A 19087-nucleotide genomic window follows, 5' to 3' on the forward strand; every position below is an offset into this window, starting at 1 on the left:
GCCCTCTGATCGGTAAAGGTTTTCAGCTGCACGATTCGTTGCGGCTGAATGCCCTCCGCCGTGGTCAGATTTATCGCCTCCAACGAACGGCCGTTCCCAACCGGCCACGAAAGATTTGCCGCCCTCCAGGTAGACCGATGACCACTCTGACCACCACACCGCGTGCCGACGATTTCCACATGCCTGCCGAGTGGGCGCCGCACAGCCAGACCTGGATGGTTTGGCCGCAGCGCCCGGACAATTGGCGCAGCCAGGCCACGCCGGCTCAGGTGGCATTCACTGCGGTCGCCAAAGCCATCGCCCGCTTCGAGCCAGTAACCGTCTGCGTGACAGCCGAACATTTCCTCACCGCCCGTGCGCAGCTGGACGACCCACGCATCCGGGTGGTTGAGATGAGCACGGATGACGCCTGGGTGCGCGACACCGGGCCGACCTTTCTAATCAATGGCAAAGGTGGGCTACGCGGCGTTGACTGGACCTTCAACGCCTGGGGCGGCCTCGACGGCGGGCTATACAGCGAATGGCAGCGCGACGATGAGGTGGCGCAGAAGATCCTCGAAATCGAACGCTGCGATCGCTACCGCACCGAAGGTTTTGTACTGGAAGGGGGCTCGATCCACGTCGACGGTGAAGGCACGCTGATCACCACTGAAGAGTGCTTGCTCAATCGCAACCGCAACCCGCACCTGTCACGCGAAGACATCGCAGCGGTGCTGGCCGACTATCTGGCGATCGACAAGGTCATCTGGCTGCCGCACGGCCTGTTCAACGATGAAACCGACGGACACGTGGATAACTTCTGCTGCTTCGTCCGTCCAGGCGAGGTGTTACTCGCCTGGACGGACGACCGCGACAACCCCAACTACGAACGCTGCCAAGCCGCGATGCAGGTGCTAGAGACGGCGACGGACGCCTGGGATCGCCAGCTGATCGTGCACAAGATGCCGATACCGGGGCCCCTGCATGCCACCGAAGAGGAGTGTGCAGGCGTGGTCCCGCTGGTTGGCAGCCAGCCGCGCGATCCATCGATTCGCCTGGCCGGCAGCTATGTGAACTTCCTGATCGTCAACGGCGGCATCATCGCGCCCTCCTTTGACGATCCGCTGGACGCCGAAGCCGAAGCGATTCTGACCCGTCTGTTCCCGCAGCATCAGGTGGTCATGGTGCCCGGCCGCGAGATCCTGTTGGGCGGTGGCAACATTCACTGCATTACCCAGCAACAGCCGATCGCGACGTTGACGCATAAAGGCTGAGGTCCGGGGGCAACAAAAAAACCGCTGCGTAGCCTGGGGCTAGCAGCGGTTTTTTATTTCACGACTAGCCTCAGGCAACGATCACCTGATTCTTGCCCAGACGCTTGGCGGTATACATGGCGGCATCGGCACGGGCGAACATCGCGCTGAGGTCCGGATCGCTGGCTGTCAGATAGGTCACGCCCAGGCTAATGGTGACGCCAAAGCGCTGCCCGTCCGGGCTGGTGAACACCAGTCGCTGGATCTCGCGCTGCAAGCGTTCGGCGATCTGCTCGGCGAGGTCGGGCTGGCAACCCGGAAGCAGCAAGGCGAATTCCTCGCCGCCGATTCGGCCGAACAAATCACCACGGCGCAGAACCGACGATCCGCACTGAGCCACGCGCTGCAGCACTTGATCGCCCATCTGGTGCCCATGGGTGTCGTTGATGCGCTTGAAGTCATCGATGTCCAGCAGCTGGAAGGCCATCGGCGTGGCGTATTGCCGAGCGAGATCGAACTCGCGCTGGGCACATTCGAAAAAGTACCGCCGGTTGCTGCTCTGGGTCAGGACATCGATGGTGGCCAGACGCTGCAGCTCGCCCTCGAGCTGCTTCTTTTCGGTGATGTCTTCGGCGATCCCGACGATGATCGGCCCGTGCAGACAGTCCGCATTGCGCGCAATGAAGCATTTGTCGCTGAGCCAGCGCAGCTGTCCATCCGTGCGAATGATGCGGTACTCACGCTCTTCGACTGCGCCTTTCTCGAGTACATCGAGCATGCTCTGCTGGGCGTACTCAAGATCGTCCGGGTAGATGCTGTTGCGCCACTCGCCAAAGTCCGACAGCAGCAAGGCGGCGGAGCGGCCGAAAATCTGCTCATAGGCCGGGCTGACGTAGATCATCTGCTGGGCCTGCCAATCGAACGCCCAGAGCACAGCATTGACCGCACCCATCAGGGTGCTGAACAAATGCTCGCGTTCACTCAGGCGCTCGACTTCGGCACGCGCATGCATCAATGCCAAAAGGGTTTGCGCCTCGGTCGGCGGAAGAATCCCGACACCCGTTTCGCTTCGCTGCTTCACCAGATTCATACCTGCTTCCAAAATATGGCGTCAGGCACCGACGGAGACCCGCTGGATAACTGTCGCAAGAGCACCAGAATGCAGTTCAGAGAGTGGCGAGCAGGCAAAGTTCCGGGCTCCGGGCGTGTCGCAGGTCGCGCCGATCAGAGGTCACGCATGGGCGACAGCCGGCCTCAGCGAATAGGTTCGCAGGTGCTCAGCGAACTCCCGCAGCGACTGAATCCCACTGGCTTCGGCGTCGTGCACCCACTGTTTCATCGCGGCCAGCATGTCGTGCCCGTTGGCACTGGTACGCGTCCAGATCTGCTGCAGCGCCAGACGCTGTTCATAGATCACCCGCAGCGACTGACTTTGCTCCAGGATCACCTCGATATGCGCCTGCTGATCATCCTGGAGCAGGCTCGGCTCGCGGGACAGCAGCCGCTTTGCACGGCGAAACTGGTGCCGGACAGAGGCGTCGGCGCGCTGCAGCTCCAGCTGCACCAGTGGCTTGATCACCAGCTTGCGGTACTGCGCCATGATCTGGAAACGGTTGTTGAGGATGGCCATGGCGCTGTCCATGTCCAGCTGATGCTTGGCCTTGACGCGATGCGCAATGGGCGCGGTGCGGTTCACCTTGGCCAGGCCAAACAGGCTGAACAGCTTGATCCAGGCCCAGCCCATGTCGAACTCCCACTTGCGCACCGAGAGTTTGGCCGAGTTCGGGTAGGTGTGATGATTGTTATGCAGCTCCTCGCCGCCGATGAGGATGCCCCAGGGCACCAGATTGGTGGCGGCATCCCGGCATTCGAAGTTGCGGTAACCCACCGCATGGCCCAATCCGTTGACCACACCGGCGGCCCACACCGGTATCCAGATCATCTGCACCGCCCAGACGGTCAGGCCGATCACACCGAACAGAGCCAGATCGAGGCCTAGCATCAGGACGATGCCGAGGTTGGGGTAGCGGGAATACAGGTTGCGCTCGACCCAGTCGTCCGGGCAGTTTTTGCCGTAGACCCGCAAGGTTTCCTCATTCTTCGCCTCTTCCATGTACAACTCGGCGCCGCGACGCAACACGGTGCCCAACCCTTTTTGTACAGGGCTGTGCGGATCATCCGGGGTTTCGCACTTGGCGTGATGCTTGCGATGGATCGCTGTCCATTCACGTGTGTTCATCGCCGTGGTCAGCCACAACCAGAAGCGGAAGAAATGCTTGAGCACCGCATTCAGTTCGAGCGAGCGGTGCGCAGAATAACGGTGCAGATAGACGGTGACCGCAACGATGGTGACGTGGGTCAGAATCAGGGTTGCCGCAACCACCTGCCAGGCGGAAAGCTCGAGAATACCGGTGTACCACATAGTGTCGCTGCCTCGCGGTGTAGAAAGCCGATCCGCAGCCGCGGACCTGAATGCATTATCCACCCTGCCTGGCTGGCTGAGCCGCCGCCTGTCGTTCGGCGCGTCTTTTTCGTTTCAGGGTCTAACAGAAACAGCCTTCACGGCCGATATACAGCGGAGCAAGGGACGGCGCTTTCGAGATAGCATATAGCTATCACTTTTCCTTCGTCCGCCTCGGACGTTCTGCCCCACGCAGAGCTGCGCGAGACGGTGTCGATGATTGCCCCGAACAGAGCCATGAGCCCCCTTCCCCATCCCACCAGCCCTCGATGGTTACTCGGCGTCGGCAGCCTGCTGCTGGCCTTGCTGTTCGGCGGCCTGGCCTTCAATGGCTTTCAGGCTAGGGATACCGTCTGGTCGTTGCAGACCGAGCAACAGGGCGAGCTGCAGGCCATGGCCTTGCGCAGCGCCCAGCAGGGTCTGGAAAAACAGGCCCGGTTGATAGCCCGGACGCTCAGCGCCAACCCCGAAACCTTGCGCCTGGTACGCCAAGCGGACCGGGCCATCAAAGCCGGAGCTCAGTGGCATGGTCCGCGCATAACGCGCATACGCCAGCAACTGACCCAGTCGTTGATGCCAACCTGGACGGCGATGCAGGGCCACGGCGCCCGTCAATTGCAGCTCTACTGGGGCGACGCCGGGATCGCCCTGTTGCGCATGCAGGATCTGGACGCCTTTGGTGACGCGGTGGCCGACCGCAGGCCGTTGCTCTACAAAGCCCTGTCCCAGGGCCAGACCGTCTCTGGCCTGGACATCGGCGAACACAGCGCCGGCAACCGCGCGATCGTACCGATACGCGCCAGCAGCAGCCTCGAAAGCGAAGTAATCGGCGCGCTGGAGGTGGGGTTCGACATTCTTCCGGATCTAACCGAACTCGGCGAGCAGCTGGATGCCGGTCTGGGCCTGCTGGTCAACCGTGCCGAGCTGGAGGAAATGCTCTGGGCACGCCCGGTCGGCATCCAGCTCAAGGAGCTCGGCGGCTGGTTGCTCGATAGCCACTCGGCACCGCAGATCCTGCAATGGGCCCAACAGCAGAAACTCCCGGCACCCGAAGCAGGACAAGCCCTGCGCATGCTGGAGTCTAACGGCCGCAGCTTTTTGCTCAATCAGATACCGCTGCATGACGTCAGGGCTGAATACAGTCCCGGTCGTCTGCCCATGGCGGTTGCGCTCGTCTGGCGCGACATCACTCTGGCGCTTCGTGAGCAGCAGCAGGCCGAACACCGCCTGCTGCAGAAGTGGGGCCTGGCGTGGCTTATTGCCGAGGCCTTGCTGCTCATGCTGGTTTTTATGCTGCACCGGCGCGGCATCGTGCAACGTCTTCACCAGATCCGTTCGACACAACAGGAACGCGCCCGCCGGCGTTTGCTCGAACGTGGCCAAAAAATCACCAGCCTGCTGCCGGGCATGGTCTACCAGCTGAAGCGCTCCGGGGACGGGAGCTACAGCTTTCTCTATGCCAGTGAGGGTTCCCGCGAGCTGTACGGGATCAGCCCGGAACAGCTGGTTGATGACGCAAACATTGCCTTTGCCGCCATTCATGACCCTGACCGTCCCACGCTCAGAGCGGCAATTGAACGCTCGGCAGCCACTTTGGGCAGTGGCGCTACGCGCTATCGCATAAAACATCCGAACAAAGGCCTGATCTGGGTCGAAGTGCGGGCAAACGCCGAACGTCTGCGTGACGGGTCCGTCCTCTGGCACGGCTTCATTGCCGACATCACCCCGCTGATGAGCGCGACCCTCGCGCTGCGTGAGAGCGAAAGCCGCTTCCGCAGCATGGTCAGTAATCTGCCGGGCGTGGTCTACCGCCGCGGCGTCGATACCGAACGCACGTTCAGCTACCTGAGTGACGGCATCGAGCGTCTGACCGGCTATCCCGCCAGCGACTTCGTAGCGCCGGGCACACGCCAGTACAGCAGCCTGATCCACCCCGATGACCGCGCGAGTCTTGAGGACGACGGCGCGGACCCGTTCGAGCGCACCTACCGACTGATCAACGCCCGCGGCGAAACACTCTGGGTTCAAGAAAACCGCCGTGCGCTGCGCGACGCTGAAGGACGGTTGCAGTGGTACGACGGCTTCATCGGCGACGTTACCGCCCGCGCATTGGCCGAGCGCGAAGCCCATGAGCGCGAGAGCTACGTGCGTCTGCTGATCGCCAACGTCATCGACGCGATCATCATCATCAACCAGCGCGGCTTGATCGAGACCTTCAACCACGCCGCCGAACGCATCTTCGGTTACAGCGAGGAGGAAGTGCTTGGGCGCAACCTGTCCATCCTTATGCCCGAACCCCATCGCGCCGCTCATGATGGTCATCTACAGGACTACGAAAGACGCGGGGAGGGCCGCAGCCTGGAGCAGAACCGCGAACTGCAGGCGGTGCGCCGCAATGGCGAACTGTTCACCATCGAACTGCGTGTTTCGGAAATCAGTCACCGCGGGGAACGCAAGTTCATCGGTCTGGTGCGCGACATTACCGAACGCAAGCGAGTCGATCGGATGAAGAGCGAGTTCGTCTCCATTGTCAGCCACGAACTGCGCACGCCGCTGACTTCGATTTCCGGCGCACTGGGCCTGCTACTCGGTGGCGCTGTTGGCGAGGTTCCGCCGGCCATGAGACAGATGCTCGGCATCGCCCAACAGAACAGCCAGCGCCTCGGATTACTCATCGGCGACCTGCTGGATATGGAGAAGCTGGTAGCCGGGCACATGACTTTCCAACTGCAGCCCCAGCCTTTGGCTCCCCTGTTAGAAGACGCACTGCGCTCGAACCAGGCCTATGCCGAACAGCTGGGCGTGCGTATCGAGCTGGGCGAGCAAGCCGCGGCTACCGTGAGCGTGGACGCGCACCGTCTGCAGCAGGTCCTGGCGAACCTGCTCTCCAATGCAGCGAAGTTCTCCCCAGCCGGTGGAGTCGTAACCTTAAGCAGTCAGCGGCGCGGCGAGAACATCCGCGTACGCGTTGACGACGTCGGCCCCGGCGTTCCACTGAGCTTCCGGCAGCGGATTTTCCAGAAGTTTTCCCAGGCGGACTCGTCCGATACGCGCCAGAAAGGGGGTACCGGCCTCGGCCTGGCCATCAGCAAGGAATTGATCGAGCACATGAACGGTTGCATCGGTTTCGATTCGGAGCTGGAACAGGGGGCGTGCTTCTGGTTCGAACTGCCTGTGCAAGAACCCGGTTAGCCGACTATTTTTCCAGAGTGCCAAGTCAGCCGACGAGCAAGCTGGCAAACTGTTCATTTTCGAGCGCGCCAGGCACGCTTCGTTGGAGATCCCGCATGAGCGAGCTGAAACGGATTCTGCATGTCGAGGACGATCCGTCCATCCAGGCTGTCGTCAAGGTCTCGCTGGAGGCGATCGGCGGCTATCAGGTGCAGTCCTGCTCGTCCGGCCACCAGGCGCTCGAAGAGGTGGAAGCCTTCGCCCCGCAGTTCGTCCTGCTGGATGTGATGATGCCTGGGATGGGCGGGCCCGAAACCCTCACCAGGCTCAGCGAACGGATCGATCTGGGTCAGGTTCCGGTGGTGTTCATGACCGCCAAGGTCCAGCCAAGCGAGATTGAGCACCTGCGCAAGCTCGGCGCGCGCGATGTCATCGTCAAACCTTTCGATCCGATGCGCCTGGCCAGCCAGATCCAGGCAATCTGGGATGCCAGCGGCGAATAAGCCGTTGCCCCTGAATCCGAGAGAGCTCAGCCAGATGGAGTCATCGAAATCGATACCGGCACCCTCCCAGCCCCGCGAGCTGTCCAGACTCGCCGCGTTGCTGCGCTACGAGATTCTCGACACGCCTGACGAGTCTGCCTTCGACGATTTCACCCAACTGGCTGCCTATATCTGCGGCACCCCCATCGCCTTGATCTCGCTGGTCGACGACCATCGCCAGTGGTTCAAGAGCCGCCTCGGCCTCGATGTCAGCGAAACCCCGCGAGAGCTGTCGTTCTGCACCTATACCATCGAAGGCCAGGGCCTCTTCGAAGTCGAGGATGCACAGCGGGACGCGCGTTTTTGTGATAACCCGCTGGTCACCGGCAACCCGAACATCCGCTTCTATGCGGGGGCGCCGCTGACCTCACCGGACGGCTACAACCTCGGCACTCTCTGCGTCATCGACCGGCAGCCGCGACAGCTCGACGAAGCGCAACGCGGCGCACTGGTAAGGCTCAGTCGGCAGATCATGCGACTGTTCGAAGAGCGCCTGCAGGCCCACCGCTATGCCGAGCAAGCGGCGCTGCAGCAGGCGCTGCTCAACAGCGCCGCAAGCGCGATGATAGTAACCACGGTCGACGGACGCGTATCGGGTGTAAACCCCACCGCCGAGCGTCTGTTCGGCTATTCCGAGCAGATGCTGATCGGACACCCGCTGACTTCAGCACTGTTTCCACAGGAAGCGCTGCAGCGCCGCGCAACCATTCTCGGCAATGCGCTTCGCGAACCCATCGAGCCGGGGTTCGCCGTGCTCACCGCGCCGCTGCTCGAAGGCCGACGCGAAATGCGCGAGTGGCGTCTGCTGCATCGCAACGGCAGCGGCGTTCCGGTGCTCCTGAATGTCTCGGCGATCCACGATGAGCGCGAGCTGTTGCGCGGCTACATCGTCAGCGCCTATGACCTGGCTCACCAGGAACACCTTCAGCTGCGCCTGCAGCAGATCGCGGCACAAGTGCCCGGCATGCTGTTCCAGTTCTGCTGGCGACCCGACGGCAACAGTTCGTTCCCTTACCTCAGTGAGGGCGTCGAGGACATCTACGGCCTGAGCGCCGCCGAGATGGAGCCCAGTATCGGGCCGGTCTACGCCCGCGTGCACCCCGACGACCGCGAGCATGTACTGGCGAGCATCCGCCAAGCCGCCTCGACCCTCACGCCGTGGCACTTCGAACACCGAATCGACCACCCTCGCAAGGGCGTGATCTGGGTCGAAGCTCGCGCCACACCGATGCGTCAACCGGACGGTTCGGTGCTTTGGCACGGGCTGGTGACGGACATCACCGAGCGCAAGGCCGAGCAGCTGGAGCTGGACAAGCAGCAGGAAATGAATCGACGCCTGCTTGAAGCATTGTCCGAAGCGGTGGTGGCCTGCGACGCCGACTGCAACCTCACCTTGTTCAACCACACTGCCCGCCGCTGGCACGGGCTCGACGCTCAGCAAATTGCGCCGGAACAATGGCCGGACGTCTACCACCTCTATCATGCCGATGGCGTCACGCAGATGAGGCCTGAGGAAATTCCGCTGATCCGCGCCTTGCGCGGCGAGCATATCCGCAACTTAGAGATGACCATCGTGCTGGATGGCACACCCCGTTACGTGCTGGCCAACGCCGATCCGATGTACGCCTCCAACGGTCAGCAGAACGGTGCGGTGGTGGTGCTGCACGACATCACCGAGCGCAAGCAGATCGAGATCCTGCAGCGGGACTTCGTCTCAACCGTCAGCCATGAGTTGCGCACACCGCTGACCTCCATTACGGCCTCGCTCGGACTGATTTGTGGCCAGGTCATGGGCGCGGTGCCCGAACATTTGCAGGAGCTTCTGGACATCGCTCACCAGAACAGCAAACGGTTGAGCACACTGATCGATGACCTGTTGGACATCGACAAGCTGTACGCCGGCAAGATGCGTTTCGAGTTGCGGACGCAGCCCTTGCAACCCTTGCTTGAGCAGGCATTGCGCAGCAATCAGGGTTATGCAGAAAGCCATGCGGTGAGCATCGCGCTGGGTGATTGTCCTGCCGTGTCGATCACCGTCGATGCGATGCGCCTGGAACAGGTGCTGAGCAATCTGCTGTCCAACGCGGCGAAGTATTCCCCGGCCGGTGAAACCGTCGCTATGAGCGCCCGACTGGTTGCCCCGCAACGGGTGCGAGTCAGCGTCTGCGACAAAGGCCCCGGCATCACCGAAGCCTTTCGTGAACGAATTTTCAGCAAGTTCGCCCAGGCCGATTCGTCCGATACGCGGCAGCAAGGCGGTACCGGACTGGGCCTGGCTATCAGCAAGGAGCTGATCGAGCACATGAATGGCGAGATTGGCTTCGACTCGACGCCCGGCGCCGGAGCCTGCTTTTGGTTCGAGTTGCCCTGCCATACGCTGAAAGGGGCCGTCCCTTGAAGCCCTTGCTGCGTATTCTGCATGTCGAGGACGTTCCCTCCATTCAAGTGGTGACCCGCATCGCGCTGGAGAAACTGGGTGGTTTCGAGGTGCTCAGCTGCGCCTCTGCACAGCAAGCGCTGCAGCAGGCGCCCATATTCAAGCCGGACATGATCTTGCTCGACGTGATGCTGCCGCAGATCAGCGGCATCGAGTTGTTGCGCCAACTTGCGTCACTGATCGACCTGCAGCAAACCCCCGTAGTGCTCCTGACCGGCCAGCCGGACGACCCGGCGGGCCCCGAAGAACTGCAGCGTCTGGGCGTGCGTAAAGTGCTGCATAAACCCTTCGATCCACTCCAACTGGCAACACGACTGAACGAAATATGGAATGCCGAGCATGAATGAGGGCGCTAACGAAGCGCTGCAACGCCAACTGCAGGCACTCAACGAAAAGTTTGCTGAGCGCTTGAGCGAGGAATTGGCCGCACTCGAGCAATACGCCGAGCAGCTGCAGTCGGTTCGCGAGCATGAACAGCGACGCCAGCTGATGCTCGCCTTGCTTGAACGGCTGCACCGTCTAGCCGGTACAGCGGGCACCTTTGGTTTCACCACGCTGGGCGAGCAGTCGCGGTTGCTCGAACGACGCGCAGAGCGCTGGCTGGAGGCCGCCAAGCCCAGCGGCCAGGCGCTTTCAGCGCTTGTCCGGGCGGTCCAGCAGATGGCCGCCACCGGGCGCGCCGGGGGGGCCGGCCCGCATCCCGAGCTGCATAGCGGCACGTCAGACGCGCTACCAGCCGGGTGCCGGATCTATCTGCTCGAAAGCGACTTCGAGGCCGGCCAGAACATGTGCCAGACCCTGGGCAACTTCGGTTACGAAGTGCTGCTGTTTCCTGAAATCTCGCTGTTGCAAAGCGCTGTCCAGGGACAGCTGCCTGACGCCCTGATCGTCAGCCAGCACGATGGCGAACTGGCTGCCGTCAGTGCACTGCAGCAGAGCCTGGAGGTGCCGTTGCCGCTGCTTGTCATCGGTCACCGAGCTGATTTCGGCAGCCAGCTGGCGGCTGTGCGAGCCGGTGCTAAAGGCTTTTTCGTCCGGCCAGTGGATATCACCCAGCTGGAGAACAGCCTGGAAAACATCCTCAACCTGCAGCTGAACGAGCCATACCGGGTGCTGATTGTCGATGACGATGACGACCTTTCAGCCCGTTACAGCTTGGTGCTGCGTAACTCGCAGATGCTGGTGCGGACCTTGAGCGACCCCAGTCAGCTGTTTGAGGTGATGCGCGAATTCGATCCGGAAATGGTCCTGCTCGACATGAACATGCCGGACTTCACCGGAATCGAGCTGGCGCAGATGATTCGCCTGAACGACGAGTGGCTGCGGGTGCCCATCATCTACCTGTCGGCTGAAACCGACATCAACCGGCAGATGGCCGCCCTGCTCAAGGCCGGCGATGATTTCATCACCAAACCCATCAGTGACACCGCACTGACCGCCGCCGTGTTCTCCCGCGTGCAGCGTGCGCGCGCGCTGAGCATGGCATTGTCGCGTGACAGCCTCACCGGTTTGCTCAAGCACGCCGATATCAAGGAGCAGGTCGCGCTGGAAGTGGAACGCGCGCAACGCAGCGGCAAACCCACCAGCGTAGTGATGCTCGACCTCGATCACTTCAAGCAGGTCAACGACCAGTATGGGCATGCTGCAGGGGACAACGTCATCCGCTCACTGGCCAACCTGATGCGCCAACGGCTGCGCCGCATCGACAGCATTGGTCGCTACGGTGGTGAGGAGTTCATGGCGGTGTTGCCGGACTGCCCGGCAGAACAGGCAAAGCGGATTTTCGACGAGATCCGCCTGCGTTTCGCCGCCTTGAGTTTCCACGCCGGCGCGCGCACCTTCAGCGTGTCGCTCAGCGCCGGGATCAGCGAAACCGACGGCCACGCCAGCGCCGGCGCCATGCTCGAACTGGCCGACCAGGCGCTTTATGCCGCCAAGCATAACGGTCGCAACCAGGTGCAGATCGCCTGACGAACAAACCGGCTCGCGGGAAAACAAGCGAACCGTCACGCAATTGAGGACTCCAACTACACTGCACAGCACAGCAGTCGCGGCCGGTTCGTAGGCGCTGGCATGCGGCGGCACGCCTGGGCTGGCTCCAGCGTTCGGGGCCGTCCCTATTCGTTCAACCGGCGAAAGGAGTTCCGGTTTGCCCGCAAGAACCCTGATCAGCTGGCATTGGCTCGCATTCCTGATCGCCTTCATCCTGCTAGTCGCACTGGGCTGGCAAGGCAAGCAAACCCAGCAACAGGTTCTGGCGACCAATCTGTCGGTCAGTCATAGCCTGGAAGTCATTACCGCAACCCAATACATGCTGACTTCGCTGCAAGACATTGAAACCGGTACTCGCGGTTTCGTTTTGACCGGTGATCCTAGCTACCTCGAATCCTACGAACTCGGTCTACGGCAGATCGAAGCGCACCGTCGTGGGCTGCAACGGCTGCTGGAGGACCGGGCGTTTCCCGACCAGGGTTGGTTCGAGCAGCTCGACCGCAATATTGCCGAGCGCCTGATGATTGCCGCCGACAACATCCAGGCACGCCGAGTTGTCGGCTTGCAAGCGGCAGCCGAACGCCTGCACCAGGCCGGCGGCAAGCTGATCATGGATCGGCTGCGGGCCTTGCTCGATGCGGTCGAGCGACGGGAGCGCAAGCAGCTCGCCGCCGCCAACCAGGCCGTGGCCGACACCATCGCGCAAAGCCGCAGACTGACACTGATCGGCAGCCTGTTGGTGGCAGCGTTGTCCTTGGCCGCGTTTTGGGCCATCCGCCGCAACCTGCAGATTCGCCAGGCCCTGGCGATCAAGGCGCAAGCTGGCGAAGCTCGTATGGGCGCCCTGCTGCAGGCGATTCCCGACAACCTGTACGCCATTGATGGCCAGCGCCGGATCACCGCCCTGTCCCAAGGAAGCGCGGTTCAGGCTCCGGCGCCCGAAGCAATCGAGCCGCTGCTGCTGGGGCTGCTTCCCCACTCCGATAACTCGTTACAACTGCGCCAGACCACTTGGTGCGAGGTGAGCCGGCAGCGGACCTTCGAGGTTCGTCTGGTGCCTACCGGCCTCGGTGATCACTTGGCGATTGCCCGTGACGTGACCGAGCTGCAACGGAGCCGCGACACGCTCGAGGACCAGAAAGTTTTCCTGCGGCGAGTCGTCGATACCGATGAGAACTTGATCTTCGTGCGCGACGAGCTGGGCCGCTTTCTGTTGTGCAACAGTGCCTTCACCGCACTGCTCGACGCTAGGCCCGAAGCCATCGAAGGCCGCCGGGCCGAGGAAATCGCCGGGGCGGAACGGCTATTGCCTCTGTTGCAGGGCGAAGGTGACCTGCTTTGTGGCAGCGGCGAACTGCGCATTACCGAGATCGGTCTTACCGATACATACGGTCAGGAGCGCTGGCTACAAGTGGTCAAGCGTCCCATGACCATGCCCAGCGGCGCCTGTTATGTCGTGACCGTTGCGGTCGATATGTCGCTCAGACGACGCATGGAGCAGATGAAGACCGAGTTCATCTCCACCGTCAGCCATGAGCTGCGAACCCCGCTGACCGCCATCCGTGGCGCGCTGGGCATGCTGGTCGGGGGCGTCGCAGGCCACATCGACGAGGGCGCCCGACCGCTTCTGGACATCGCGCACAAGAACAGCGAGCGGCTGGTGCGCCTGATCAACGACATCCTCGACATCGAAAAGCTCGAAGCCGGGCGCTTGCCGTTTCACTTCAGCCGCTGCGATGTCCAGGCGCTGACCGAACAGGCATTGGCCGACCTCAAGCCATACGCCGATGAATATGGCGTCCACCTGACGCTTACGCTGCCCGACGGCCCCCTCCAAGTCGAAAGCAATCTCGACCCGGATCGGTTCACCCAGGTGATGGCCAATCTGCTGTCCAACGCAATCAAGCACTCACCGGCTGGCGCTGTCGTCACTGTCGATCTGCGCCGCCACGGCGGCAGCCTGGAGATTGGCGTGCAGGACCAGGGTCAGGGCATTCCGGCGGACTTCCGCTCACGCATATTCGAACGTTTCGCCCAGGCTGACTCATCCGATGCGCGTAAGCGTGGCGGCACTGGACTGGGCCTGGCGATCACCCGTTCGTTGGTCCAGCAGATGCACGGGCGGATCGGTTTCGACTCTCAGGAAGGCCAGGGCACGCGCTTCTGGCTGCGCCTGCCCGTCGCATCTACACAGCCCATCAATCCACCAACAGTCGCGCAAGCGCTGCCTACAACGAGCACCAGTTTGCCGGTTGAACGCATCCTCGTACTCGAGCCCGACGCGCCTGCCGCCGAACAGCTCGCCGCCGCGCTGCAGCAACACGGCTACGCCACCCTAATCGCCGAAACGGCTGCCCAAGCACGAGAGATGCTGGCTGAGTTCAGCGTTCAAGCGCTCACCCTGAGCCCAGCGCTGAGCGACGAGGACAGCATTGCCTTCCTGCAGAACCTGCGCAGCCAGACCGCTTACCGTCATTTGCCGGTGCTGATCGTCAGTCTCCAGCCACAACGTCGCGACAATGACGACGGGGCCCTGCGCGGCGGCGCGGTCGGCGTAATCGACTGGTTGCACAAGCCGGTTGACCCGTCGCGGGTCATGGACGTGGTGCGCGCATGCCTCAGGAACAACGGCGCCCGCCCGCGCATCCTCCACGTTGAAGACGATGAGGATCTGCGCACTCTGCTCGCCAGGCTGGTCGAGCCATTGGAAATCGATCTTCTTGGTGCGCCCACCCTGAGCGAGGCGCGCCAACTGATCGACGAGCAAAGCTTTGACCTGGCGATCATCGACCTGATGCTGCCTGACGGGGACGGCAGCGAGCTGTTCGATCAGTTGGCTCAGAGCACGCCGCCACCGCCCGTAATCATATTCTCCGCGCTGGATTCGCCGGTGCACGACAGCCGCCTGGCCCTACGCCAGCTGGTCAAGTCGCGCCATGACGGCGACGAGCTCGCTGCGCTGATCCAGCAGCTGCTCCAGCAATGGCCGCCCGGCCATACCCCGGTTTCAGAAGAGGTCAACCCATGAGCGACTCCACTAGCCAGCGCATTTTGATGGTTGAGGACGAGGAGGACATCGCGTTCCTCATTCGCTTCATGCTCGAGCGGCATGGATTTACCGTGGATCACGCGGCAGACGGCCGTCAGGCCATTGAAAAGATCACCTCATCGGGCCCACCTGATCTGACCCTGATGGACATCATGCTGCCCTACCACGACGGGCTGGAGCTGATCGAGCGGCTGCGCGCACAACCTGGCTGGGAAAGCGTGCCGGTGCTGATGCTGACCGCCAAAGCACGCGAGGTGGATATTGTCCGGGCGCTGGAGCTGGGCGCCGACGATTACGTGACCAAGCCCTTCCAGCCGGAGGAACTGTTGGCGCGCATTCGCCGCCTGTTGCGGAGGCCACGATGACTCGCCTGGTTCTAGGCATGGCGCTGGCACTTCCGATTTCACTGCTGCCAGCGCTAGCGCTGGCTGATGTCGCCAGCGCCCAACAACAGATCGAAGCGCAGCAACTCGATGCTGCCGAGGCGACCCTGCTGGAGCATCTAACAGGCCAGCCCAACGACAGCGAAGCTCGATTCCTGCTGGCTCGCGTGCGCGCCTGGCGTGGCCAACCCGAGCAGGCCCTGCCCCTCTACGATCAGCTGCTGCAACGCGAACCGGACAACGCCGACTACCTGCTCGGGCAGGGCCAGGCGCTGCTTTGGGCCGGTCGCCCGCAGGCCGCGCTGGACTCGCTCGAGCGGGCTGCGCAGATTGCCCCGGACTATGCCGATATCCAGCAGGTGATTCAGCAGGCGCGCGCCGCGATGACCTCCCCGGTAACTGCCACCACAGCGGTCGCCACAGCGCCGGCGCAGCGCCGCCACGAGCTCGAATTGTCGGCCCGCCAAGACTGGCTGGACAGCGGCTTCGACAACTGGCGCAGTCAGCGCCTCGACTACGCCTCGACACAACCGGAAGGGCTCGGCTGGTACGGTGCACTGCTGCGCGAGCAGCGCTTCGGCGAATGGGATCAGGGCGCCGAGGCGGGGGCGGTGATCGCATTGGATGAAAACTGGACGCTGCAACCCGAAGTCGGCTATCAGCCGTCACCTTATTTCCTGCCCGAATGGCACGCCGACCTACGCCTGCAGCGGCGACTGCCGGCGGGCTTCCTCGGCGCTGCCAGCATTCGCCGCACCGAATACGAAACCACCCGCGTCGAGCGGCTGGCCCTCAGCGCCGAACGCTATTGGGACGCCTGGCGTGCGGGCTACACCCTAAACATTACCGACGTGGCCAATGCCGGGACGCCGGTCGGCCATGACCTGGCGCTGGACTACTACTATGCAGGCCTCAGCTATGCCGGTCTGCGCCTGACCGTTGGTGAAGAAGAAGCCGTCGAGGAACAGCAGCTGATCACCAGCGACGTACGCGCGCTCAGCCTGCAGGGTCGCCATTGGCTGGACAGCCGCTGGGCGCTGACCTGGGAAGTGGGTCATCACCGCCAGGGCGATTACTACACGCGGCGCTGGCTGCAGCTCGGCCTGCGGCATGCTTTCTGAGCGGCTGCCCGCCTGCCCAGCCTGGCTGTGCGAAACGCCGCGCCAGGCCTGGCTGTCGATCTGGCCGGACGACGCCATGCTGCAGCTGGCGCTGTACTGCGCGCTGGGGCTGGGCGCCCTGACTCTGCTGGTGATGTTGCAGGTCATGTTGCTCGGCGAGCTCGCGCGCCGGCGCGCCAGCCGCCGCCAGCAGTTCAACGAGCAGTGGCGGCCGTTCTTTGCCCTGTGCAGCCTTGGCGATGAGCTGTCGCCGCCAGCGCCGCCCCTGCCACGCGGACAGCAGCTGTGGTTTCTCCTGCAATGGAACCGCACCCAGCTGCAACTGCGTGGGGCAGCCCGTGAGCGGATGAATCGCGCCTTGGTCGCGCTGGGCATGGATCAACACGCTCTGGTGCTGCTGCGCGGCCGGGTCCGCAGCAAGCTGATCGGGCTGACCTGCCTACGCCACCTTGCGGACCCCGCGTATTGGAATGACGTGCAACCGCTGCTCGTGAATCGCAACGTGACCGTCTCGCTGGCCTCGGCACAGACGTTGATTGCCATGGATGCGACCCGTGCCATGCAGCTGATCCTGCCGGCCGCCGTGAGCCGTCCGGACTGGGCGTTGCCACGCCTGGCGAGCCTCTGTCAGCAAGCCGGCGAACAGGCTGTGACCTTGCCATTGCTGATTGCCCTCAGCGGCTCTGAAGACCCGCGCCGCGAGCGACTGGTGCCCCTGTTGGTGCATGGCGACCCCCGTCACGCGGCGCCCTGGGCTCGCGCACGGCTGGAAGAGGACGCTGCGCCGGAGCAGTTGCAGGTCGCGCTGCGTTGCCTCTGCGAATTGGGCGACCCGCGTGACCGCGGCCGTCTGCTGCGTGCCCTGCAACACAGCCATGCCGATGTGCGTCTGGCCGCGCTGCAAGCCCTGCATAAACAGGCACGCAGCGACGACAGCACGCTGTTCATGCCGTCGCTTGGCGATCCCAGCTGGTGGGTCCGCCAAGCCGCCGCAGATAGCTTGGCAACGCTGCCGGGCGCCACCCCAGAAGGGCTACAGAGGCTGTTCCGGCAAGTGCGAGATCGTTACGGACAAGACGCACTGCGCCGCGCCATGGCGGAGGTCAAACGGTGACCTTCGATTGGCTCTGGTGGCTGCAGCTGGGTTTCATCCTCTATTTTCTGCTGCTCAACGGCATGTACCTGTTGCTCAACGTGCTGTCGATGGTCAGCCTGACGAGTTATATCCGACAGCGCGCCGAAATTGGTGAGATCGCCCCCTATCTCGGCGTTGAGCCTCCGGTTTCGGTGCTGATGCCGGCATTCAACGAAGAAGCGACGATCCGCACTTCGGTGCGCTCGATGCTGCAACTTCAGTACCCCGAGTTCGAAGTGGTGGTGATCAACGACGGTTCGAAGGACAACACCCTCGCCGTGCTGATCGAGGAGTTCGAACTGGTGCCGCATCCCGAGCCGCTGCGCCAGGCCGTTGCCCATCAGCCGGTGCAGGCGATTTACCGCTCACGGCGCTACGCCAATCTGCGGGTCATCGACAAAGCCAACGGCGGCAAGGCTGACGCACTGAATGCTGGTATCAATGCCGCGCGACACGGTTTGTTCTGCGGGGTAGATGCCGACTCGATCCTCCAGCGCGACAGTCTGTTGCGCGTTGTCCAACCTTTCCTCGAAGACGAACGCACGGTCGCCGCTGGCGGCACCGTCCGTATCGCCAACGGCTCGGAGGTGCGCGGTGGTTTTCTGATCCGTGCCGGACTGCCGAGCAACTGGCTGGCGCGCTTTCAGATCGTTGAATACCTGCGAGCCTTTCTGTTCGGCCGCCTCGGCTGGTCACCGATGAACGCCGTGCTGATCATCTCCGGTGCCTTCGGGCTGTTCGACAAGGAGCGGGTCATGGCCGTTGGCGGCTACCGCACCGACACGGTGGGCGAGGACATGGAACTGGTGGTGCGGCTGCATCGCTATCACCGGGAGAAGCGGATTCCCTACCGCATCCGCTACCTGCCCGACCCGATCTGTTGGACCGAATGCCCGGAAGATCTCGGCACCCTCGGCCGCCAGCGCAGCCGCTGGCAACGCGGGCTGGCAGAGAGCCTGAGTCGCCACGCACGCCTCGCCTTCAGCCTGCGCGGCGGCACACCGGGCTGGCTGGCCTGGCCGTTTATGGCGATGTTCGAATGGATTGGACCGTTGATCGAACTGGTCGGCTACGGCTTCATGATTGGCGGGTTCATGATGGGCGTGGTGTCGTACGCGGCGCTAGCGGCCTTCCTGCTGGTCGCTATCGGCATGGGGATCTTGTTGTCGGTCAACGGTCTGCTGCTGGAAACCATGTCGTTTCGCGTCTACGAACGTCGCCGCGACATGCTGCGGCTGTTTCTCATGGCCGTACTGGAAAACTTCGGCTATCGCCAGCTGAACACCCTCTGGCGCTGCCGCGGACTGTGGCAGTGGTTCTCGCGTCGCAAGCATCACTGGGGCGCGATGCGCCGCAGTGGGCGGTGGGGGCAGTAGAAAACCAAAAAAAGCGGTGCGATCGTAGGGTGGATCACGCTTCACCGATCCACCAGCGGCGAATCAAAAAAGCACACAGAAGGTGGATGCAAGAAGCGACATCCACCCTTGTATCTCGACTACCACGCTATGTTGGGGTGATAGTTCCCGACTGATCATCGGGGGAAGGTCAGGAAGCCGTATCCACC

General features: G+C 62.8%; 13 protein-coding genes. 11 read left to right on the top strand and 2 right to left on the bottom strand.

All coding sequences use genetic code 11. The features are described from left to right. The first annotated feature begins 137 nt into the window (after window positions 1-137). Window positions 138-1253, top strand: coding sequence for an agmatine deiminase (aguA, locus tag ACIGHL_RS18405; RefSeq protein ID WP_128119895.1), 1116 nt, complete (start codon window positions 138-140; stop codon window positions 1251-1253). A 70-nt stretch (window positions 1254-1323) separates the two neighbouring features. Here the strand turns inward: aguA and ACIGHL_RS18410 are convergent, their stop codons facing one another. Together ACIGHL_RS18410 and desA are read right to left on the bottom strand one after the other, a co-directional pair. Next, window positions 1324-2322, bottom strand: coding sequence for a GGDEF domain-containing protein (locus tag ACIGHL_RS18410; RefSeq protein WP_128119896.1), 999 nt, complete (start codon window positions 2320-2322; stop codon window positions 1324-1326). A 141-nt stretch (window positions 2323-2463) separates the two neighbouring features. Beyond that, window positions 2464-3654 (bottom strand): delta-9 fatty acid desaturase DesA, encoded by a 1191-nt coding sequence (desA, locus tag ACIGHL_RS18415; protein ID WP_128119897.1) that lies wholly within the window; start codon window positions 3652-3654, stop codon window positions 2464-2466. 276 nt (window positions 3655-3930) lie between these two features. Between desA and ACIGHL_RS18420 the strand changes: the two genes are divergently transcribed. The 10 genes from ACIGHL_RS18420 to ACIGHL_RS18465 all read left to right on the top strand — a co-directional run bounded on the left by ACIGHL_RS18420 (window position 3931) and on the right by ACIGHL_RS18465 (window position 18899). After that, window positions 3931-6885 (top strand): PAS domain S-box protein, encoded by a 2955-nt coding sequence (locus ACIGHL_RS18420; RefSeq protein ID WP_128119898.1) that lies wholly within the window; start codon window positions 3931-3933, stop codon window positions 6883-6885. Between the two features lie 95 nt (window positions 6886-6980). Continuing rightward, complete coding sequence (locus ACIGHL_RS18425) at window positions 6981-7367, top strand: response regulator (protein WP_128119899.1); 387 nt, start codon at window positions 6981-6983, stop codon at window positions 7365-7367. Window positions 7368-7401: 34 nt separating this feature from the next. Further along, window positions 7402-9804, top strand: coding sequence for a PAS domain S-box protein (locus ACIGHL_RS18430; RefSeq protein ID WP_216707031.1), 2403 nt, complete (start codon window positions 7402-7404; stop codon window positions 9802-9804). After that, window positions 9801-10190 carry a response regulator gene (locus tag ACIGHL_RS18435; protein WP_128119901.1) on the top strand — a complete coding sequence of 130 codons (390 nt, stop codon included), beginning with the start codon at window positions 9801-9803 and terminating at the stop codon, window positions 10188-10190. The genes ACIGHL_RS18430 and ACIGHL_RS18435 overlap by 4 nt, the downstream gene beginning before the upstream one ends. Continuing rightward, window positions 10183-11814 carry a diguanylate cyclase gene (locus ACIGHL_RS18440; RefSeq protein ID WP_128119902.1) on the top strand — a complete coding sequence of 544 codons (1632 nt, stop codon included), beginning with the start codon at window positions 10183-10185 and terminating at the stop codon, window positions 11812-11814. Before ACIGHL_RS18435 ends, ACIGHL_RS18440 begins: the two co-directional genes overlap by 8 nt. Before the next feature lie 178 nt (window positions 11815-11992). Further along, window positions 11993-14863, top strand: a complete 2871-nt coding sequence (locus ACIGHL_RS18445; protein WP_128119903.1) for an ATP-binding protein — start codon at window positions 11993-11995, stop codon at window positions 14861-14863. Continuing rightward, entirely contained in the window at window positions 14860-15249 is a 390-nt protein-coding gene (locus tag ACIGHL_RS18450; protein WP_046163327.1) for a response regulator transcription factor, read from the top strand. Before ACIGHL_RS18445 ends, ACIGHL_RS18450 begins: the two co-directional genes overlap by 4 nt. Then, on the top strand, window positions 15246-16388 hold the full coding sequence (locus ACIGHL_RS18455; RefSeq protein WP_128119904.1) for a YaiO family outer membrane beta-barrel protein: 1143 nt from the start codon (window positions 15246-15248) through the stop codon (window positions 16386-16388). Before ACIGHL_RS18450 ends, ACIGHL_RS18455 begins: the two co-directional genes overlap by 4 nt. Further along, window positions 16378-17502 carry a HEAT repeat domain-containing protein gene (locus tag ACIGHL_RS18460; RefSeq protein ID WP_128119905.1) on the top strand — a complete coding sequence of 375 codons (1125 nt, stop codon included), beginning with the start codon at window positions 16378-16380 and terminating at the stop codon, window positions 17500-17502. Before ACIGHL_RS18455 ends, ACIGHL_RS18460 begins: the two co-directional genes overlap by 11 nt. After that, window positions 17499-18899 (top strand): glycosyltransferase family 2 protein, encoded by a 1401-nt coding sequence (locus ACIGHL_RS18465; RefSeq protein WP_128119906.1) that lies wholly within the window; start codon window positions 17499-17501, stop codon window positions 18897-18899. The genes ACIGHL_RS18460 and ACIGHL_RS18465 overlap by 4 nt, the downstream gene beginning before the upstream one ends. Window positions 18900-19087 lie beyond the last annotated feature (188 nt).

It is taken from the genome of Pseudomonas sp. NPDC077451, assembly GCF_044543345.1.
Lineage (GTDB): Bacteria > Pseudomonadota > Gammaproteobacteria > Pseudomonadales > Pseudomonadaceae > Stutzerimonas.